This is a genomic window from Actinomadura luzonensis (genome assembly GCF_022664455.2).
In the GTDB taxonomy this organism is placed as follows: Bacteria; Actinomycetota; Actinomycetes; order Streptosporangiales; family Streptosporangiaceae; genus Nonomuraea; species Nonomuraea luzonensis.
On record NZ_JAKRKC020000001.1, the window covers coordinates 2,555,323 to 2,576,166 of the forward strand.

Consider the following 20,844-nt stretch of genomic DNA (forward strand, 5'->3'; position numbering starts at 1 on the left):
ATTGGTTGGTCGTGTCCCACTTCACCAGCTCACGGCCTCCGCACACAAGAGGTCTAGACAGGTCTGTACCTGGGAGCGGTGAGGTGGGGACGGGGTTATCAGAGAGGCTTACCTTCGCAATTGAAATGTTGTCATCCTGAAATCCGGAGAATATGCGAGTTGGTCATGGCGGCTTTATCGGGCGGGGCGGAACGGCGGCCGGAAACCTCCGGCCCTTTCCCTCCCCGCGCCCCGACCCCTAACCCCTTTTCCTCGCTGTACGCCCCGTTCCCCTTCCAGCCCTGACTCCACTTGACCCCTCGCTCCGTTTCCCCTCGTTCCTCCCCGCCCCGGCCTCTTCCCCGGCCCCTGGCTCCCCTTCGGCCTCGGCCTCTGTCCGACCCCCAGCCTCTGTCCGACCCCTGGCTTCCCTTCGGCCTCAGCCTCTCCGACCCAGCCTCGCTCCGACCTCAGCCCTCAGTGGTCCCTCGCCCCGCACCGACCGCCGCTGCCTTGCAGCCCTCGCCCCGCCTTCCTGCGGCCTTCGCTGACCTGCGCCCCTCACCCTCGCGCTTCGCCTCTCCGCAGCCCGCACGTCACGTCCCCGCGTGCCCCGCTTCCACGCATCTCGCGACCCCAGCCCAGCACGCCGCCGGGTTCGACTTCCGCACGCCGACCTACTGCCGCTCACCTGCCTGTCGCCATCCCTTTCGCCCTGGCCCGGTTCCGTCCTGTCCCGTCCTGTCGCGTCCCGCCCCAGCCTCGCTCCAGGCATCGCCCAGCGCCTCCGCCCTCCCCTGAGCCACGCCCACCGACGACCCTCGCCGCTGGCCACCACCCCAAGCCGACACCCCACCAGCCGCCCAAGCCCTCAACCCTGACCCCCGCAGCCACAGCCCGACCTCACAGAAGACCCTCCCGGCCTCCGACCTCCAACGCCCCGATCGGCCGACACTCTGCAAGTCAGGCGCCCTGCGGCCGGTGGACCATACCGGCCGGTAGGGTCAGTCCTCGTGAGCGACCCTCTGGCCATCATCACGACCTTCCCCGGCGTACAGGAGGCCGTGGACCAGGCCCGTCAATCCGTCGACCGGCTCTACCGCCACCGCGTCCTGCGCCGCGCGAGCCCGGCGGTCTCCACCGAGTCGTCCCTGCGTGGCGCCCGCGCCTCGGCCGCCATCGAGGGCGTGGACGTCCCCCTGGACGCCCTCCGCCGCGACGAGGTCCACGACCCTCTGGTCCAGGGCGCCCTGCGCGCGTCCGCGGAGATGGGCCGGCTCGGCCCGACCTGGCGCCGCGCCCCCAGGCAGGTGCTCGCCCGCCTGCACACGGTCGCCGCCGCCGGCCTCGCCCCGGAGGCCGCTCTGGGCAGGCCGAGAGCCGAGGACGAGGCCCCGGACCCGCTCGGCCTCGGCCCGGCCCCGGACGCCAAGGAGACGGCCGCCCGCATGGACGGCCTCATGGACCTCCTCGAACGTCCCACGAAGGCGCCGGCGGTCGTGCTGGCGGCCGTGGTGCACGCCGAGCTGGCGGTGTTGCGGCCGTTCGGCGTCGTGGACGGCGTGGTGGCGCGTTCGGCCGAGCGGCTGACCCTGGTCGAGTACGGGCTGGACCCGAAGTCGCTGGTGGCCGTCGAGGTGGGGCATCACGAGCTGCCGTACGCGGAGGGACTGCGCGCGTACCTGAGCGGCACTCCGGAGGGCGTCGCCCAGTGGGTACAGCAATGTGCCTCCGCGGTAAGCCTCGGCGTCCGTGAGACGACCGCGATCTGTGAGGCGATGCAGAGGGGCTGACCCGCCCACGCGAGGAGCGGTCACCGGCAGCGCAAGGGAACCGGCCTCGGCCGCATAACGCCTGGTGGGGCAGGGTCACCGACATAGCTGACGGCGTCTCAGTCCTGAGACGCCGTCTGCCGGTGCATCACGCCGGGTTACCAAGCGTGCACCTCTATTCGTCGGAGCGGGTCAAGCCCGTCACGACGCGCCTCCCGCGGCTGGTCGCGCGTGGGTACCCGGCCGATGCACCCGGACAAGTGGTCCGTGACCCCTTTCTACGTCGGATCCGTCCTGATGGGAACCCCTCGGACCAAGACCTTTACCCGCACCCGCCATCCCCGCTGCCCGCCCGCGCGGGCACTCGATCCAGGTCCGGTTACCAATTCGTGATGATCACTCTCTGTGATCGCCTTTATGTGATCGTTATCAGTCCGCGAAAAAACTTGGCGAAAATGCGAGATTGCTGCTCGACGAAACTCGTTCGGATCGGGCAGCATACGGTGGTATCGCCCGAAACTGGAGCGCCGTTGCTCGGGATAGCTTTGCAAGTCCCTTGCCAGGCTCCGGTGAAGTGATGAAAGCTTTCTTCTGAAACGGGACCGGCTCTACCCCCCCGGAGCCGGACCGATCAGGCGACCCCCGCTCTCCCCCCCGGCGGGGGTCGCCCCTTTTTCCGCCCCAGCATCACCGCGCACCCCTCCGCCGCGCGCCTGCATTCCCGCGCCCGCACTTCCTCCGCCGCACGCCCAGGCCCTCAGCCCTGGCGCCTCCTCCGCTGTACGGCCGGCCATGAACCCGCACCCCTCCGCTGTGCGTCCCGGCCCTGAGTCCCGGCGCTCCCTCCGTGGTGCATCCCGGCCCTGGACCCGCATCATTCCCTGGCGCGGCCCTGCCCTGGACGCGCACCCCTCCTGGCGCGGCCCCGCCCTGGACGCGCACCCCTCCTGGCGCGGCCCTGCCCTGGACCCGCGCCCTCTTCAATGCCTTGCGCATCCTCCTCCCGCATGTCTCCCGGGTTATCCACAGGCTCCCCGCACTCCGAGCCACCCATCCCCAGAACCCCGTTCGCCCCCTCGCCGCACCCACCCTCCCCCTCACCCTGGACCTCCCACCGCTCCACCCGACCCACCCCGGGAGGCCCGATGCACCGCCCTCTGGTCATCACCGACGACCACGCCCTCCTCGACGACCTGGTCCGCATAGCCGCCGCCGCAGGCGCCCAACTCGACGTGGCCCACCTCCCCGCCCACGCCCGCCCGTACTGGAACCTCGCTCCTCTCGTAGCGATAGGCGCCGACCAGGCGGACGCGGTGGCCGCGACCGCACCCCCACCCCGCGACCAGGTCCTGCTGGTCACCCGCACCCCAGACGACCACGACACCTGGCGCAAATGCGTCACAGCGGGCGCCCAGGCCGTCATCACCCTCCCGAACGACGAACGCCACCTCGTCGACCGCTTCGCCGACGCCATGGAGCCCGAGCCCCGCTCAGGCCCCGTCCTCTGCGTGCTGGGCGGCCGAGGCGGGGTGGGCGCAAGTGTCCTGTCCGCCTGCCTCGCCCTGCACGCCTCCGGCAGCGCCCACCTCCGCACCCTTCTCGTGGACGCCGACCCGCTGGGTGGCGGCATAGACGCGTTGCTGGGCCACGAGGAGGCCTCGGGCGCCCGCTGGGGTGACCTGGTGGCCAGAGAGGGCCGCATCAGCAGCAGCGCGCTCCAGAAGGCCCTGCCCGCGTTCGGCGACCTCGCGATCCTGTCCTTCCACAGGGGCGACGGGGCTCCGATCCCCGCTCAAGCCATGCGCTCCGTCCTCGACGCCGGTCAACGAGGCTTCGATCTGGTGGTGGTGGACCTTCCGCGTCACTTCGACCCGGCCGCCCTCGAAGCGCTGTCCAGAGCGAAAACCACCCTGCTGGTGGCGGCGGCCGACGTCCGCGGCATCCTCTCCGCGGCCCAAGTGCTCGACCAGGCCTGCAAACACACGACGGACCTCCGCACGATCCTCCGCCCCGGCATCGTCGACACCGACACCGCCACCACGTCCCTGGGCATCCCGTACGCCGGCATCCTCCCCGACCAGCCCCGCCTCACCGCCACCCTCAACCGCGGCGAACTCCCCAAACTGGGCCCCCGCACCGCCCTCGGCACCCTCTGCACCGCCCTACTCCACGACCTCCTCCCAACCTGACCCAACCCCCGCCAACGCAGCCCTCCTACAACCTCAGCCCAACCACATCCCCCACCCGCCCAACCCCTGCCTCCATCCCAAGCCCCAACCCCCAACCCCTATCTCCCTCACCCCGCAGCGAACCCCCGCAGTCCCAGCCCGTAGCCCAATCCCGCGGCCCCAACCCCGCGGCCCCAACCCCCCCACCCCTCCGAATGCCGCAACCCTCAGATCCCGATCCCGATCCCGATCCCGATGCCTCAGAGCCCCATATCCATCCCCAGACGACTGGTCCCTCCATGACCGCCACAGCCCCAACCCCAACCCCAACCCCAACCCCAAGCGTGTCCCCAGAACTCGTCGAAGCCGTCCGCGTCCGCCTCGCCCGCACCGGCACCGAGCCCACCCCCGCCCAAGTCGCCGTCGCCCTGAGAGCCGAGAGAGCGGTCTACGGCGACGCCGAGATCCTCGCCGTCGCCCGGGCCCTCTGCGCGGACCTGATCGGCGCCGGCCCCCTGGAGCCGCTCCTCGCCCGCCCCGACGTCACAGACGTCCTGGTCAACGGCCCCGACGAGGTATGGGTGGACGACGGCAGCGGCCTCAGCCGCACATCGACCCGGTTCACCGACGACGCCGCCGTCCGCCGCCTGGCCCAGCGTCTCGCCGCCACGGCGGGGAGACGCCTCGATGACGCCTCCCCGTACGTGGACGCCCGGCTCACCGGCGGCGTACGCCTCCACGCCGTGCTCCCGCCCATAGCCCCGGAAGGCACCTGCCTGTCCCTGCGCCTGCCGCCACGCCGCGCGTTCACCCTGCACGACCTGACCACAGCGGGAACGGTCGCGCAGCCGGCCGTCGCGATCCTCACGGCCATGGTCACCGCCAGGCTGGCCTTCCTGGTGACCGGCGGCACCGGCACCGGCAAGACGACCCTCCTCTCGGCCCTGCTCTCGCTGGCCGATCCCGGCGAACGCCTCCTCCTCGTCGAGGACTCCGCCGAACTACGCCCTCTCCACCCTCACGTGGTCCGCCTCGAAACCCGCCCGCCGAACCTCGAAGGCGTCGGAGGTGTGGGCCTTCGCGACCTGGTACGTCAGGCACTCCGCATGCGTCCGGACCGTCTCGTGGTCGGCGAGGTCCGAGGCGCCGAGGTTGTGGACCTTCTTGCCGCCCTGAACACCGGCCACGAGGGCGGCTGCGGCACGCTGCACGCGAACACCGCCGCCGACGTCCCCCCTCGCCTGGAGGCACTGGGCTGCGCCGCCGGGCTGAGCCGCGAGGCCGTCCACAGCCAGTTGGCAGCAGCGCTCGACGCCGTCATCCACCTGACGCGCGACCGCCACGACGGCCGTCGCCGCATCGCCGAGATCTGCCTGCTCACCAGAACATCCACAGGCTTCGTCGAATCACTCCCGGCCCTGACCTTCGACCCGTCCGGCGCCACACATCCCGGCCCTGGCTACGAAGCCCTCGCCAGCGCCGTGCAAATCGCCCCGCACCCCCCGACAACGCACTGCCCGCCACAGCACAGGACCCCGAAAACTCATGACCGGAAGGAGAACCAACCTTGCCTCCCGCCGCCTGGCTAGCCGCGTTGTCCACAGCCTGCGCCCTCTGGCTGTGGACAACTCCCACCGCCGCCACAACCCGTCTCGCCAAGCTGACGACCCGGAGCCGCACCCCAAAAGTCACCACCCAACGCCGCAAACTCCTCGATCTCCTCCTCACCCCGCAGAGCCCGAAACGCCGCGCCGAGGCCTGGCGCCTGGCCTCCATCGAGCTGTGCCAGGCACTCACCGCCGAACTATCCACAGGCCGCACCCCAGGCGAGGCCCTGACCAGAGCGATTCCGGCCGTCAGCTTCCCCGACGCGGACGTCCTCCGCCCGGTTCTCGCCGCGGCCAGGGACGGCGGTGACGTCCCAGCAGCCTTGAGGACCGCAGCCCCTCAACAGGGCGGCGAAGGCTTATGCCACCTGGCTGCCTGCTGGCAGGTGAGCCTCACCGCGGGAGCTGCCCTGGCAGCCCTGACCGAACGGGTCGCCGCCACGTTACGGACAGCCCAGATGCACCGCCAGGACGTCGCAGCCCAACTGGCCGGCCCCCGCACCACGGCCAGAATGCTCGCCGTCCTCCCCGTGCTCGGCCTCCTCATGGCCGCCGCCCTCAACATGCACCCCCTGAACTTCCTCTTCGGCAGCCTCCCCGGGCTCGCCTGCCTGACCACAGGCACAGCTCTGAACGCCTGCGGCCTCTGGTGGACCAACCGCCTATCCACCACAGCCGACCCCTGACCTACCAGACCACCGAACCGCATCCCTAACCGCCACTACCGCCCCGAACTGCTGCGCGCCACCACCTCGTCCATCACCCACCGCACGGCCTTCGCCGCCTCGCGCCCCAACGCCGCCTACATCACACCGCCCCGACTTGGACCACCCCGACTTGGACCACCCCGACTTGGACCACCCCGACTTGGACCACCCCGACTTGGACCACCCCGACTTGGACCACCCCGACTTGGATCACCCCGACTTGGATCACCCCGACTTGGATCACCCCGACTTGGATCACCCCGACTTGGACCACCCCGACATGGACCGACTCCATCTGGATCGCCCCGACCTGGACCACGCCGACCTGGATCGACTCCATCTGGATCGCCCCGACCTGGGCCGCCTCCAACTGGGCCGTCCAACAAGCGACGGTCTCTCATCGGACCGTCCTCGCGCCGCGCCCTCCTACTGAACCCGAGCTAAGTGGTCCTCGCGCTGAGTCGTGCCCGTTGTTGTTGGGCCCCGCTGGTCCGTCCCGTCGGGGCCGTCTTCTGCGCTGGGCCGTTCTCACCGCGCGGGTGCCCAGCCGGGCGGGTGCCTAGCCGTGCGGGCCCCAGCCGGGCGAGTCCCCAGCCGACAGGTCCCGCGCTGGGCCGTACCCGCCGTCTGCTTTCTGCTGGTCGTTCCCGTTGGGCCGTGCCTCTGCGCCGCCCCCCTCACTGTGCCAAGCCCGCCCGCCACCAACCCCCCAACGCCCTACCTATCGGGACGACAACCCATGCCCCAACTGCTCTCCGCCCTGTGCATCGCCCTAGCCACGTGGCTCTGGTTGCCATGGCGCACTCCACAAGATCGCCTAGCCCGCCTGCGCCCTCCCACCCCCTCCGAGACCGCAAAAGGCCTGCTGCCCCCGGCGACCCCCCAACCTTCCCCCTCCGATTCAGCCGCACGTCCTCTCCGCGGTGCACAGCCACCCCCGACCTGGCTCAATCCCCCCGACGCCCAACCTCGTCCACCCATAACCCGCAGAACGATCATCACAGCCACAGCCACCGGCCTACTGATCGCCGTACTGCTCGGCGGCGCCCTAGGCGTCCTCGCCGGCCTCCTGATGACCCCCGCCACAGGCTTCTACCTGCACAAGAAACAACCGACAAAGACACAACACGACCGCCGACGGATCCTCGCCGACCTCCCGTTCGCCACCGACCTGATGACCGCCTGTCTTCTCGCGGGCCGCCCCGTCAGCTCCGCCACCGAGATCGCCGCCAACGCCATAGGCGGCCCTCTCGGCCAATGCTTGACCTGGGTGAGCAGTCAGCTCCGCCTCGGCGCAGACCCAGAGCCCACCTGGGCCCTCTTAGCTCAGGACCCCGCGCTGGGCCAACTCTCCCGCACCATGATCAGGGCAACCCAGAGCGGCACCCCCGTGGCCGACGCCCTGACCCGCCTCGCCGACGACGCGCGCGAAGCAGCGAGAGCGTCCGCCGCGGCAGCAGCGAGGCGCGTCGGCGTGAAAGCAGTGGCTCCTCTGGGCCTGTGCTTTCTCCCGGCGTTCGTCCTCCTGGGCATCATCCCGGTAGTTGCCGGCCTCGCCTCGGCAATCGTCCTCCCTTGACCGGCCTCACACCGCTTACCCGTTTCGCTGCCTAACCCCGCATCCTTATATCGCGCCTCCGCATTCTCGCCCTGCCGGAACTCAACGTCCCCGTTATCCACAGAACGCCGCTCGGCGACTACGGCCTGTCCGCATCCAGCGAAGCTAGGACCCAGTCAGCCGGAAAGCCCGGCTCCACCGAGCACCTGGAGGCACGATGCACAGTCCCGCCACCACGCCAGACACCATCAGCGCCGCCCCAGAAGGAACCACCACGGTCATTCCGCCGTCCGACTCCGGAAGCCGGCAGTCCAGCCACAGCGATATGCCGCGAATCGCAATCAGTAACCTCTCTTACCAGCAGGCCGCGAAGCCGGGCCACGTCATCAAGAAGAAGAGCCGGGCAGAGGCAAAGCCGACGCGTATCAGCGAATTTCCGATCACCGCGCAATCGAAGATCGAACCCAAAGCCCCGCATCCCGAGAAGCCGCGCGGAGCCGCTACCGCTGTTCCCGCTGACAGCCGTCAAGCGGCGCATCCCCAGCCTCGTCATCGCTACAACAGGTGGCTGTACTACGCGAGCAGGAACCGCGAACGCGGTATGTCCACAGCCGAATACGCCGTCGGAACCATCGCCGCCTGCGCTTTCGCCGCCCTTCTCATGAAGATCGTGAGCAGTACGGAGATCCAAGAACTCCTGTCCGGCATCATCAGCCGCGCTCTGAACACCAGCGCATGACTCCCCGCCCCAAGCGGCTCCTGCAGGGCAGGCCGTCGACGCGAGGGTCGGTGACCGCCGAGACGGCCGCGGTGCTGCCGGCGCTCATGATCGTCCTGGCCGCTGCCCTGTGGGCCATCCAAGCGGTCGCAGTCCAACTGCAATGCGTGGACGCGGCCCGCACGGCAGCCCGCGCCGCCGCGAGGGGCGAGTCGTTGGACGAGGTACGAATTGAAGCCCGGTCTGCCACGCGCCCAGACGCCCAAGTAGAGGTAAGTCGCGACACGGAGAAGACGACCGTCGAAATCGCGGTTCAAGTACGGCCGGCATGGGGTTCTGTACTACCGGCCGTGCGTGTATCCGCGTCGGCGACAGCAGACACAGAGCCATAACACAGTATCTGACCCTCCTGATTATTGATGCCGTGAGGACCATGGGACGGATGATGCGCGCTCATGCGAGTCACTTCGCACCGTGCTGAGACGCCACCGTCCCATGGTCGCAGCTAGCAGGAAGAGGACCCGGCCGCTGCAACAGCCCTTCGCGAAAGGGAAGAGCAAGTGAGCGAAGTATCGAGAGACGGAATCAACCCTCATACGCCAGAGCCGACGAACCGTAGGTCGCGTCAGGAAAAGCGTTTGTGGTGGCGAGGAGAAGTCGCGGCATTCGAGCATCACCAGTTGCAATTGGACGAGCCAGGCGTACGGGCGGTCGGTGGTGAACGGGGATCGGCCACTTTGTGGGGCGTGGCTCTGATGGGGCTTCTCATGGCTGTGGCCACGGCTTTCGCCATCGTGGGCACCGTACGGGTTGCCCGCTACCGGGTTAACAGCGCGGCCGATCTGAGCGCTCTGGCCGCGGCCCGGCTGGCGCTGCTCGATCCGCAGGAGGCGTGCGCCAGGGCCGGTGCGTTGGCGGTCGAGAACGGGGTCGAACTGACTCGATGTGAGATCAAGGACGAGGTGGCCGATGTCTGGACCTCGTTGTCGATCTCGCTACCGATCGGCGGCGCACGCACCGTCAAGGGCAGAGCGCGTGCGGGGCCGGTGACGTGACCGGTGCCTACGCAGCTCGCAGGGAGGCCCGCAGCGCGGTCGCCGACGTGCTCCCGGTGATCGGGCGCAACCCTTCACGTTCCTCGGTCACGGGGAGGCGGGGGCCGACGCGCTCGCGTCGGCGGCGCTGAATCGCTTCGGAGGATTAGGCGTCGTCACGATCCCGAGGGAATCTCGCGCGCCGGGACTTTCCGGCAGTGCAGGGCTGACGACGCTCACGTTCTGGTCGTGTGGTGAGACGGCTGGGGTGGGTCGAGGTTCCGGGGGTCGTTCAGGGAAGGCGCGAACGAGCGTCGCGTTCAGACCTGAAATGGCGGTGGCTCTGGGGCTTGTGAGGCTAGGTCGCAATCGAGTCACGACTTCTTGGACTCGGTGTCCAAGAGTCTGGTTGCTCACGTAACGTTCCGCTTACCCTCGGTCCATGCCGTTCGTGACGAAGGGTCTGGGAGAGCCGGAACGGAGTCGCTAGGGTGCGGGGCCGGGGGCGGTCGGTGACCGTATCGCCGGGCGGACTGCACTTCCGGTCGTCGCACGGAGCGCCCCCGACGGGGCGGCCGGGCGGCGCGAGGCTCTCGATGGAGGGAAGCGTCGTGACGGTAGTTGGCAGAGTGGCGGCCGCGGGGATCGTCGCGGTGGGATCCATGGTGTTCGGTGGATCAGCTCATGCGGCCGTGACGGCGGGAAGCAGCTCCTCCGGGCAGATCACTTCGCCGTCGGACGGCCAGGTCGTCTCCGGGTCGTCGGTGACCGTCTCCGCGCGTACGGGGCTCATGCAGCTGCGCATGGGGCTGTACGTCGACGGTCCCTCGACCTCGTCCCAGAAGGTGGCAGGCGGGGGCGCCAACCAGACGATCTCCGGGACGTTCGACACCGGCAACGCGCCGAACGGCACCTTCACCGTCACCCTCAAGGGCGAGATCACCGGCACCAGGTACGACAGCGTCACCTTCAAGCTGCGACGGCCCGCCGACACCCCGAGCAACGTGGAGGCCAACCTCCAGGGCACCAGCAAGGTCGTCGTGACCTGGAGCAAGGGCGCCGAACCCGACCTGCAGGCGTACCAGGTCTCCAACACGCAGTCGGGGGTCGTGGGGCGGCTGTCCGCGGACAGCGCGTGCTCGGGCGGGTCGTGCAAGGCGGTGCTGGCGGTGCCGGCCAAGGCGGCGGGGCAGAAGGTGGGATTCACGGTCAAGGCGTTCAGGAGCGACGGGGACGGAGGGACGGTCGGGTCCGGCGAGTCCGGCGCCGCCTACGTCAGCGTGCCTGCTCCGCCCGCCGCCCAGCCGAAGAAGGAAGTGGACAGGACGCAGCAGACGCCGCCGAAGGTGTCGAAGGAAACCAAGAAGGTCGATCCGCTGCCGACGTTGCCCGCCAAGAAGCAGACTCTGCCGTCGAGCCAGGCGACCGTCCACAAGCCCAAGGCGACGGCCAAGGCCCCGGCGATGCCAGACACGGACGCAGAGGGCAATCTGCCCATTCCGTCCGCCGATGCCCGGCAGGGCGAGGACGGTGGGCTGACGCCGTCGGGCGGCGCCGGGGACGGGGACAACAGGGCGACCGGCGAGGGCGACGGGGCCGGCAACGGCCGGGACGGTGACGGCAAGGACAGTGCGACCGTGCAGGTCGACGGGGTGAAGGCGCAGGCGGGCGAGTCCGCGTTGGGGAACGTCGGGCAGTACGGGCTGTATGTCGCCGGTGGGCTGTTGTTGCTGCTGCTCGGTGCGCATGCCGGGGCGTGGGCTCGGCGGCGGGCGTTGGCCGGTGAGGGCGGTGGCGGGCGCGCACCGGCGTTGGGAGCTCAGCCGGTGGCGGCCTCGGGTGCGGGGAGCCCTTCGGGGACGGGTGCTGCCGTGGGGCTGCGGACGGAGGCTGCGGCCGGGCTTGCGGCGGGGGCGGAAGGGTTACGAGGCGCCGCCGGTGATGTGGCGACGTCCGCCGGCGCGGGGGCTGGCGCCCTGGCCGGGGCGGGAACCGGGGCGGGAGCTGCGGCTTCTCGACGTAGACCTACGGTGATCCTCGCGGTGGCCAAGACGCGGATGCCGCAGGCGGAGAGGGAGAACCCAGCGCGGGGAGAGGCGCCGGGCGGTAGGGGGCAGGGGGCCGGGCGGGTTGAGCCGGCGGTCGGAGGGCGTCGGGTGGATGAGCCCGAGAGGCTGCCGCTTGGTGCGAGTGAGGGGCCGGGCGACGCAGCCGAGCGGCCTGGCAAGGACGGACGTGAGGGGCGGCAGGAGCCGGTGCGGATCGCGTTGCCCAGCTCGGCGGTGATCGACGTGTCGGAGCCGTCCGAGGCGGTGCCGCCGCAGCCTGCGGTGCGGATCGAGGAGCGGTGGGACGACTACCTGCCGCCTTCGCCCAGGTCGATGGAGGACAGCGGGTTCTGGGAGCGGCCGTTGCCGGGTGCGCTGGACTTCTGGGCGCCGGATGACGAGGGGAAGGGCGAGATCGGGAACGCCGACGGGACCGCAAACGGAAAGGGAAACGGGACTCGGGCTGGGGCGGAGGCTGGGGCTGGGGCTGGAAAGACCGCTTCCGCAAGGCGACGACACCAGGACGGACTCAGCTAGGAGCAGGGTGGCCCGGCCAGGCTCGGTCCGACGTGGCTGGGCCAGGGTCTTGGGCTGAGCGGGAGTGTCGGGTTGGGCCGGGGTTTCGGGCTGAGCCGGGGTCTCGGGTTGAGCCGGGGTTTCGGGTTGGGCCGGGGTTTTGGATTGGGCCGGGGTCTCGGGTTGGGCCGGGGTTTCGGTCGGATTGGGTCAGGGTCTCCGGGTGGGCCGGGGTCTCGGATTGGGTCAGGGTTTCCGGGTGGGCGGGGTCTTGGGGTGGGCCGGGGCGGCGGGGCTGGTTCGGGTGGCTGATCGGGAGCCCTGAGAACCGGTGGTGCGGGCGGCCGGGCTGGTGGGCGGCCTTGAAGGGCGGCGGGGATCTCGGGGGCGGTCAGCCGGGGGTGAGCAGGGTGTTCAGGAGTTGGATGGCGCCTCGCTTGTGCAGGGGTTCGTTGCCGTTGCCGCACTTGGGGGACTGGATGCAGGACGGGCAGCCGCGCTCGCACTCGCAGGAGGTGATCGCCTCGCGGGTGGCCGTCAGCCAGTCGTGCGCCCGGGCGTAGCCGCGTTCGGCGAAGCCGGCGCCGCCCTCGTGGCCGTCGTACACGAAGACCGTGAGCAGGCCCGTGTCGGCGTGCAGCTCCGTGGAGACGCCGCCGATGTCCCAGCGGTCGCAGGTGGCGAACAGGGGGAGGAGGCCGATGGAGGCGTGTTCGGCGGCGTGGGCCGCGCCGCCGAGGTCGATGCCCGCCTCCGCGAGGGGGGCCACGGCCGAGGCGGGGAGGGTCCACCAGACGGCTCGGGTGCGGAGGGTGCGCGGCGGCAGGTCGAGGGGTTCGTCGCCGAGCATCTCGCCCGACTGGAGGCGCCGCTTGAGGTAGGAGACCACCTGCCTGGTGACCTCCACCTCGCCGAAGTGCAGGGTTCCGGGGCCCAGCGGCTGGGAGCGCTGGGTGCCCAGGATGGAGATGTCGGTGATGTCGCGGGCGAAGGTCGAGTAGTCCGGGTCGGCGGCCGTGACCAGGGCCACGCCGGCCTCCAGGTCGAGGAGTTCCACGAGGAACGTCTCGCCCTGGTGCAGGTAGACCGCGCCCGTGTGGACGGTGGTGTGGGCGGAGGGCTCGTCCACGCTGCCCAGGAGACGGCCGGTGGACGCCTCCACCACCTGGATGGGGGCACCGCCGCCGCCGCGGATGTCGGCGAGGTCGGTGGCCCGCTCGCGCCTGGTCCAGAACCAGCCCGCCGGGCGTCTGCGCAGCAGGTTACGGCGGACCAGGTCGTCGAGGACGTCGGCCGTCGTCGGGCCGAAGATCGGCAGGTCGGCCTCGGTCAGCGGGATCTCGGCGGCCGCGGCGCACAGGTGGGGGCCCAGGACGTACGGATTGTCGGGGTCCAGGACGATCGCCTCCACCGGCCGGCCGAACAGGGCCTCCGGGTGGTGGACCAGGTAGGTGTCCAGAGGGTCGTCCCTGGCGATCAGGACGGCCAGGGCGTCCTGGCCGTCGCGGCCCGCCCGGCCCGCCTGCTGCCAGAGCGAGGCGCGGGTGCCGGGCCAGCCCGCGATCAGGACGGCGTCGAGGCCGGAGACGTCGACGCCGAGTTCGAGGGCGTTGGTGGTGGCCAGGCCCATGAGGGTGCCGTCGCGGAGCGCCTTCTCCAGGACGCGGCGGTCCTCGGCGAGGTAGCCGGCCCGGTAGGCGGCGATCTTGTTGGGGAGGTCGGTGAGGTCCTTCAGGTCGGGGAGGGCCCAGGAGAGGGGGTTCGCCGGGTTGCCGGTGCCGGTGCCGGTGGTGGAGGAGGAGGAGGCGAGGTTGTCGACGTCGGCGGGAGGGGCGGCGTCCGCAGGGGCGACGGCGTTGGGGCCCGGGCCCGTGTACGGCATGGAGAAGGCGACGTCGGCGAGTTTCGCGCGGGCGGTCAGTGCGACCGTCTCCGCGCCGCGCCGCGACCGGACGAAGGCCAGCGTGCGGACGTCGGCGAGCACGAGGTCGGCGAGGAGGTCGGCGGCCTCCGCCGTGGCCGTCCTGCGCACAGGTGCCCCTCCCTCGCCCCGTAGCTCGGTCAGGGGCGGCTCCCACAGCGCGACCGTGGTGGAACCCTTGGGAGAGGCGTCCACGGTCACCTCGTCCATCTCAAGCCCCGTCAGCCTCATGGCGAACGCGCCGGGCTCGCTGGCCGTCGCCGAGGCGAGCAGGAACGTGGGCGTCGAGCCGTACCGGGCGCACGCCCGGCGCAGGCGGCGCAGGATCTGGGCGACGTGGGAGCCGAAGACGCCGCGGTAGCCGTGGCACTCGTCCACGACGACCATGCGCAGCCGGCGGAAGAACGACGACCACTGCGCGTGCCTGGGCAGGATGCTCCGGTGGAGCATGTCGGGGTTCGTCAGGACGTAGTTGGCGTGCTGGCGTACCCAGGTGCGCTCCTCGAACGGCGTGTCGCCGTCGAACGTGGCCGCGCGCACCTGCGTGATGCGCAGCTCCCGCAGCCCGCGGAGCTGGTCGGCGGCCAGGGCCTTGGTCGGCGTCAGGTACAGGACCGTGCCGCCGTCGAGACAGGAGGCGACCGCCGGGGTCAGGTACGCCAGGGACTTGCCCGACGCCGTGCCCGTTGAGATGATCACGTTTCGGCCACGGAAAGCCAGGTCGGCGGCCTCGTACTGGTGAGGCCAGAGTCCTGTCACCCCGCGGTTCGCCAAGCGCGTAACCAGGACGTCCGGCGCCCAATCAGGCCAACGGGCTTGACCCGCCTGACGTGCTGGAACATGCTCCACATGGGTGACGCGCTCATGACGTGCGGGAACACCGAGCAGATGGCGGAGGAGTGGACCTGCTCGTTGTGGGGAGGATGCGGAGGAAGTCACTGTTTCCAGTCTTGCATCAGTGGGCAAAGTCGCCGGGAATCGTGATTTCGTATAGACACAAGCCAGGCACGTGGTTGAATGCCGCGCGTCAGGGTCGGACAGTCTGGGGCCACGCTCCAGATTGCCAGGCCGGCAAGAGTACTTTCGCAGGCGAGGCGCTGGAGGATCTGTGGATCTGAAGTTGGATCACCACAACGAGGACCGACTCACCATCGTCGAGGTCGAGGGTGAGATCGATGTCTACACGGCGCCGAGATTGCGTGAGCTCCTCATCGACCTGGTGAACAAGGGCAACTTCCACCTTCTCGTCAACATGGAGAAGGTCGACTTCCTCGACTCGACGGGTCTTGGCGTCCTGGTCGGCGGGCTCAAGCGGGTCCGGGCGCACGACGGCTCCCTGGAGCTCGTCTGCACCCAGGAGCGCATCCTCAAGATCTTCCGGATCACCGGTCTGACCAAGGTCTTCGGGATCTACGCTTCGGTCGACGAGGCCAAGGAAGCTCACGGCAAAGACAAGTAGCATGGCTACCGTCGAGCTGACGTTCAGCGCCCTCCCCGCGCACGTGCGCACCGCCCGGCTGGTCGCCACGGCGATCGCCCGCCGCACCGGCGTGGAGGAGTCCCTGCTGGACGAGGTCAGGCTCGCCGTGGGTGAGGCGTGCTCCCGGGCGGTCGAGGCGCACCGCGCCCACTGCCCGGGCGAGCCCATCCGCATCGAGCTACGTGACGATTCCGGGCGGTTCGAGGTCACGGTCAGTGACCAGGCCCCCAGCGACGAGATCCACCAGGAGCAGCCGCTCGACCTGGGCATGCTCTCCGACTCGTTCATGACGGGGTTCGGCCTCGCGGTGATCTCCGGGCTGGCCGACGACGTCGAGGTGTTCCCCACACCCAAGGGCACCGACATCCGGATGAGCTGGCCCGCCTCCAACGGGATCCCCAGGCACTGAGGGTGCCCCGCCGCTTTCGGGCGCCCCGCTTCGCGGGCGCCTGAAACCCCTTTTTCCCTCCTTGTACGGCAAGCCACCCTGGCGCCACCCGCCGACCATGGCGGGGGGCCTCCAGGGGGACGCCCTCTGACCCGCACAGGGCCGGCCGCCGCAACGGCGCACAGGCACCGGCTGCCGTGGTGAAGCGAACCCGCTGGCGTGCCGGACCCCGTGACGACCGGGGAATCTGCGCCGCCGACCGGGAGCGTCCCGCGCTGTCGAGAGCCGTGCCGGGAGCCGAGGGCCGACGATCGAGGGCCTCGGTTGAGGGCCGTGCCGAGAGCCGAGGGCCCCAGGTTGGGGGTCTGGGGAGGGCCGACGGTCAAGGGCCTGGGTCGAGGGTCTGGGGCAGGCCGACGATCGAGGGCCTGGGTCGAGGGCCGTGCCGAGAGCCGAGGGCCCCAGGTTGGGGGTCTGGGGAGGGCCGACGATCGAGGGCCTGGGTCGAGGGTCGTGCCGAGAGCCGAAAGCCGAAGGCCCAGGTTGAGGGTCGTGGGGAGGGCCGACGGTCAAGGGCCTGGGTCGAGGGTCTGGGGCAGGCCGACGATCGAGGGCCTGGGTCGAGGGCCGTGCCGAGAGCCGAGGGCCCCAGGTTGGGGGTCTGGGGAGGGCCGACGATCGAGGGCCTGGGTCGAGGGTCGTGCCGAGAGCCGAAAGCCGAAGGCCCAGGTTGAGGGTCGTGGGGAGGGCCGACGGTCAAGGGCCGTGATCCAGGAGTCGCAGGGCTGCCCGGGTGCCGGCGATCAGGTCGGGGTCGCCCGAGGCCAGGCGCAGATCCAGTGCCTCCCGCAACGCCTCGCGGGCTTCGCCGGGACGGTTCAGGTCGGTGAGGGTCTTGCCGAGGTGCTGGAGCGTGAAGGACACCAGCTCGGGCGCCTCTGCCCTGGCGAGGGTGAGCATCGCGCGGCACAACGGCTCCGCGGTTGCCGGGTCGCCCGCGTAACGGTGGGCGTCGGCCAGGTTGAGGGTGGTGGCGATGCGCCGGCGGGTGGTGTCGGCCAGGGCGTGGGCGCGGACGAGGTGATCGATCGCGGCTTCGTGCTCGCCGAGGACCAGCATGCCGACGCCCAGGGCGCGGAGCGTGGCGTGGTCGGCCGGGGCCTGCGCGCGGGCTGCGGCGAGGAGGGCGGCGAGCCGGTCGCGGTCGCGGGGGATCATGCGCTGGCGCTCGTCGTAGGTGATGAGCCGGTTGATCTCCTGGAAGAGCACCTTCCGAGCCTGAGGCGCGTCATGGGGCTCGACGGGCGATCTCTCCGGCGGGCGGCGTCTTCGTGGTGAAGAGGGCTGGTAGGGGCCGGAATCGTGGGGAGGGTCCGTCCTGTGTCGTGCCGGGTGCGTGTCCGGTGCGGGCGGCGCCCTTGACGGGCTCGTCGTGGGTCCCGGGCAAGCGTTCGATGGAGACCATTTTCGGTCGGTCCGAATCCTGTCCTTGTCTTGACCCTAAACCAACGGAAATTCCGCGTGTCAGACCGCAAACCGCCCCCCTGACCGGCTCTTACTGGACTCGCGGATAATTAGTGACCTTCGGAGCCTTCATATCCGTTCACTGCCTGCGTAGACTCCCGGCACCGGCCAAGGTGATCCGGCGGAACAGCGGATTCAACCGGAAGCGGCACCCACAACCCGGATGGTGCCGCAACACCCGCCGAGGAGGGGCGCAGCACCGCCCGGGCAGGACGACCGGTCTTGCCGAGGAGAACCATGAGCAGGCACATGCTGGCAGCGGAGCCAGCGTCAAATCTGGCCCTGAGTGGAAACAATCTCACCATCGTGATCGTGGTCGCCGCGGTCGCGCTCATCGCGCTGGCCGTGGCAGGTGGTCTGGTACGGGAGGTGCTGGGCGCGGGCCAGGGCACCGAGCGCATGCAGAACATCGCCCGAGCCGTGCAGGAAGGCGCCGCCGCCTACCTGGCCCGCCAGTTCCGCACGTTGGCGATCTTCGTCGTCGTGATCCCGTTCCTGTTGCTCCTGTTGCCGGGGGAGACGGACGTCCGCATCGGGCGGTCGATCTTCTTCGTGGTCGGGGCGGTCTTCTCCGCGCTGACCGGCTTCATGGGCATGTGGCTGGCCGTGCGCGGGAACGTGCGCGTGGCCGCCGCGGCCAAGGAGGCGGGCGAGAAGCGCGCCATGCGGATCGCGTTCCGCACCGGCGGTGTGGCCGGCATGTTCACGGTGGGCCTCGGCCTGCTGGGCGCGGCCGTCGTCGTGCTGCTCTACCAGGGCAACGCGCCGGGCGTGCTCGAAGGGTTCGGCTTCGGCGCGGCGCTGCTGGCGATGTTCATGCGAGTCGGCGGCGGCATCTTCACCAAGGCCGCGGACGTCGGCGCCGACCTGGTGGGCAAGGTCGAGCAGGGCATTCCCGAGGACGACCCGCGCAACGCCGCCACCATCGCCGACAACGTGGGCGACAACGTCGGCGACTGCGCCGGCATGGCGGCCGACCTGTTCGAGTCGTACGCGGTCATGCTGGTCGCCAGCCTCATCCTGGGCCGGGCCGCGTTCGGCGAGGAGGGCCTGGTCTTCCCGCTGATCGTGCCCATGATCGGCGTGATCACCGCGATCATCGGCATCTTCGTCACCGGCATGCGCGACCGCGACCGCAGCGGCATGGCGGCGATCAACCGCAGCTTCTTCATCTCGGCCGCCATCTCGGCGGTGCTGGTGACCGCGGCGGCGTTCTGGTTCCTGCCGTCGAACTTCTCCGGCCTGACCGGCTCGCGCGTGCAGTCCGACGCCGACCCGCGGCTCATCGCGATCGGCGCGGTCCTCATCGGCCTGGTGCTGGCCAGCGCCATCCAGCTGCTGACCGGCTACTTCACCGAGACCACGCGCCGGCCCGTACGGGAGATCGGCGAGAGCTCGCGCACCGGCGCCGCCACCGTCATCCTGTCCGGCATCAGCGTCGGCCTGGAGTCCGCCGTCTACTCGGCCCTGATCATCGGCGGCGCGGTCTACGGCGCGTTCCTGCTCGGCTTCGGGAACGTGACGCTCGCGCTGTTCGCGGTGGCCCTGGCCGGCACCGGCCTGCTGACCACGGTCGGCGTCATCGTCTCCATGGACACCTTCGGGCCGGTCTCCGACAACGCCCAGGGCATCGCGGAGATGTCGGGCGACATCGACGGCGAGGGCGCGCGCGTCCTGACCAGCCTCGACGCGGTCGGCAACACCACCAAGGCGATCACCAAGGGCATCGCGATCGCCACGGCGGTGCTGGCGGCCACCGCGCTGTTCGGCGCCTTCCGCACGGCGGTCGAGACCGAGCTGGCGCAGGCCGACACGGCGATCAAGAACGCGCTCGGCATCTTCCAGAACTTCAGCCTCAGCATCGACAACCCGAACGTCCTGGTCGGCCTGATCATCGGCGCCGCGGTGGTGTTCCTGTTCTCCGGCCTGGCGATCATGGCCGTCGGACGGGCGGCGATGCGGGTGGTGTTCGAGGTGCGCGACCAGTTCCGCAACAAGCCCGGCATCATGGACGGCACCGAGAAGCCGGAGTACGGCCGCGTCGTCGACATCTGCACCCGCGACTCGCTGCGCGAGCTGGCCACGCCCGGCCTGCTGGCGGTCATGACGCCGATCGCGGTCGGCTTCGCGCTCGGCTACGCGCCGCTCGGCGCCTTCCTCGCCGGCGCGATCGCCTGCGGCACGCTGATGGCGGTGTTCCTGGCCAACTCCGGTGGCGCCTGGGACAACGCCAAGAAGCTGGTCGAGGACGGGCACCACGGCGGCAAGGGCTCCGAGGCGCACGCCGCCACGGTCATCGGCGACACGGTCGGCGACCCGTTCAAGGACACCGCGGGCCCGGCCATCAACCCGCTGATCAAGGTGATGAACCTGGTGGCGCTGCTGGTGGCGCCCGCGGTCGTGCTGTACGCGGGCAACCCGGTGCTGCGGATCGGGGTCACCGTGGTCGCGGTGGCCGTCGTGGTCGGGGCGATCATCGTCTCCAAGCGGCGCTCGGCGACGGCCGAGCCGGCCAGCAACAACAACGACCGCAAGCAGGAGCCGGTCGCGTCCTGACGCCCGGCCGCGGCCCTTCTTCGGCAGTGGTGAACGCCCGCTTTCCCCGTGACCGTGACGGGGAGGCGGGCGTTCCGTCTTCGCAGGAAAGGGGCCGGTGCAGGCGGCGTTTGGGCGGTATTCCGGGGGAAGAGGGAAGATCCAGTTCAGGGGGTGGAAGGGGTTCGGCGATGGCCGGAGACCGGACGGGACGCGGCGGATCGGCCTGGCGGCACGGGCACCGGGGCAGGTGCGCGCGGCCCCGGGGGCCCGTGGTGGGAAACTGTCCCGGTGGAGAGCGAGAAGCCGCCCAACGGCGCGAAGACCTTGGGCCTGATCCTGCTGGCCATGATCGTCATCCTGGCCGTCCTGGTGGGGCTGTCCGTCTGGGCATCGAGGAGCGGGTGATCCGGTGCGGACGCTGATCGTGCTGCGGCACGCCAAGGCCGCCCACGTCGCCGGCCTGGCCGACCGGGAGCGGCCGCTGACCGACCGCGGCGAGCGGGACGCCGAGCGGGCGGGCGAGGAGATCAGGGCGGCCGGCCTGGAGCCGGACGCCGTGTTCTGCTCCCCGGCGGTCCGCACCAGGCGCACCGCCGAGCTGGCCTTCCCCGGCGCGGAGATCAGCTACGAGCGCGAGATCTACGAGGCCTACCCCGAGGACCTGCTGAGCGTGCTCCACCGGGCCGACCCCGAGCTCGGCACGGTCGTGTTGTGCGGGCACAACCCGGGCGTGCACGAGCTGGCCCTGAGCCTGGCCGGAGGCGAGTACGGGTTCCGGCCCGGGTCGTTCGCGGTCATCGAGCTCGACGCGGCCTGGGCGGACCTCCACCCGGGCGAGGGCCGCCTGGTCAGCCGCTGGGACCCCAAGGGCGAGGACTGACGCTTC

The 20,844-nt window shown here is 70.6% G+C and carries 15 protein-coding genes; 13 read left to right on the forward strand and 2 right to left on the reverse strand.

All coding sequences use genetic code 11. The features are described from left to right. Positions 1 to 992: 992 nt before the first annotated feature. The 9 genes from MF672_RS12315 to MF672_RS12355 all read left to right on the forward strand — a co-directional run bounded on the left by MF672_RS12315 (position 993) and on the right by MF672_RS12355 (position 12,128). Positions 993 to 1,772 (forward strand): Fic family protein, encoded by a 780-nt coding sequence (locus MF672_RS12315; RefSeq protein WP_242374190.1) that lies wholly within the window; start codon positions 993 to 995, stop codon positions 1,770 to 1,772. A gap of 1,124 nt (positions 1,773 to 2,896) precedes the next feature. Continuing rightward, the gene (gene ssd, locus MF672_RS12320; protein WP_242374189.1) at positions 2,897 to 3,940 is read left to right on the forward strand and encodes a septum site-determining protein Ssd; all 1,044 of its coding nucleotides are present in this window, start codon (positions 2,897 to 2,899) and stop codon (positions 3,938 to 3,940) included. Between the two features lie 278 nt (positions 3,941 to 4,218). After that, positions 4,219 to 5,508 (forward strand): TadA family conjugal transfer-associated ATPase, encoded by a 1,290-nt coding sequence (locus tag MF672_RS12325; protein ID WP_242374188.1) that lies wholly within the window; start codon positions 4,219 to 4,221, stop codon positions 5,506 to 5,508. Further along, positions 5,487 to 6,212: a type II secretion system F family protein gene (locus MF672_RS12330; RefSeq protein WP_242374187.1), complete on the forward strand. Its 726-nt coding sequence runs from the start codon at positions 5,487 to 5,489 to the stop codon at positions 6,210 to 6,212. Before MF672_RS12325 ends, MF672_RS12330 begins: the two co-directional genes overlap by 22 nt. A 1,093-nt stretch (positions 6,213 to 7,305) precedes the next feature. Then, positions 7,306 to 7,812, forward strand: coding sequence for a type II secretion system F family protein (locus tag MF672_RS12335; protein WP_242374186.1), 507 nt, complete (start codon positions 7,306 to 7,308; stop codon positions 7,810 to 7,812). Positions 7,813 to 8,008: 196 nt separating this feature from the next. After that, the gene (locus tag MF672_RS51785) at positions 8,009 to 8,530 is read left to right on the forward strand and encodes a DUF4244 domain-containing protein (RefSeq protein ID WP_308210482.1); all 522 of its coding nucleotides are present in this window, start codon (positions 8,009 to 8,011) and stop codon (positions 8,528 to 8,530) included. Continuing rightward, on the forward strand, positions 8,527 to 8,901 hold the full coding sequence (locus MF672_RS12345) for a TadE family type IV pilus minor pilin (protein WP_302893197.1): 375 nt from the start codon (positions 8,527 to 8,529) through the stop codon (positions 8,899 to 8,901). The genes MF672_RS51785 and MF672_RS12345 overlap by 4 nt, the downstream gene beginning before the upstream one ends. A 168-nt stretch (positions 8,902 to 9,069) precedes the next feature. After that, positions 9,070 to 9,564, forward strand: coding sequence for an Rv3654c family TadE-like protein (locus MF672_RS12350; RefSeq protein WP_242374185.1), 495 nt, complete (start codon positions 9,070 to 9,072; stop codon positions 9,562 to 9,564). Between the two features lie 782 nt (positions 9,565 to 10,346). Next, positions 10,347 to 12,128, forward strand: coding sequence for a fibronectin type III domain-containing protein (locus tag MF672_RS12355; protein ID WP_242374184.1), 1,782 nt, complete (start codon positions 10,347 to 10,349; stop codon positions 12,126 to 12,128). A 370-nt stretch (positions 12,129 to 12,498) separates the two neighbouring features. Here MF672_RS12355 and MF672_RS12360 read toward each other — a convergent pair whose 3' ends face one another. Then, a complete protein-coding gene (locus MF672_RS12360; protein WP_507161370.1) occupies positions 12,499 to 14,967 on the reverse strand; it encodes a DEAD/DEAH box helicase in 2,469 nt (822 codons plus the stop codon). Between the two features lie 169 nt (positions 14,968 to 15,136). Here MF672_RS12360 and MF672_RS12365 point away from each other — a divergent pair, with 169 nt between their 5' ends. After that, positions 15,137 to 15,487 (forward strand): STAS domain-containing protein, encoded by a 351-nt coding sequence (locus tag MF672_RS12365; protein ID WP_020542579.1) that lies wholly within the window; start codon positions 15,137 to 15,139, stop codon positions 15,485 to 15,487. Position 15,488: 1 nt separating this feature from the next. After that, complete coding sequence (locus tag MF672_RS12370) at positions 15,489 to 15,917, forward strand: ATP-binding protein (protein ID WP_242374182.1); 429 nt, start codon at positions 15,489 to 15,491, stop codon at positions 15,915 to 15,917. A 735-nt stretch (positions 15,918 to 16,652) separates the two neighbouring features. On the opposite strand, the gene MF672_RS12375 is transcribed toward MF672_RS12370, so the two are convergent. Continuing rightward, a complete protein-coding gene (locus MF672_RS12375) occupies positions 16,653 to 17,165 on the reverse strand; it encodes a tetratricopeptide repeat protein (RefSeq protein WP_242374181.1) in 513 nt (170 codons plus the stop codon). 492 nt (positions 17,166 to 17,657) lie between these two features. Between MF672_RS12375 and MF672_RS12380 the strand changes: the two genes are divergently transcribed. Both MF672_RS12380 and MF672_RS12385 read left to right on the forward strand, forming a co-directional pair. After that, complete coding sequence (locus MF672_RS12380) at positions 17,658 to 19,976, forward strand: sodium-translocating pyrophosphatase (protein ID WP_242374180.1); 2,319 nt, start codon at positions 17,658 to 17,660, stop codon at positions 19,974 to 19,976. 391 nt (positions 19,977 to 20,367) lie between these two features. Continuing rightward, entirely contained in the window at positions 20,368 to 20,838 is a 471-nt protein-coding gene (locus MF672_RS12385; protein ID WP_242374179.1) for a SixA phosphatase family protein, read from the forward strand. Positions 20,839 to 20,844: the final 6 nt, after the last annotated feature.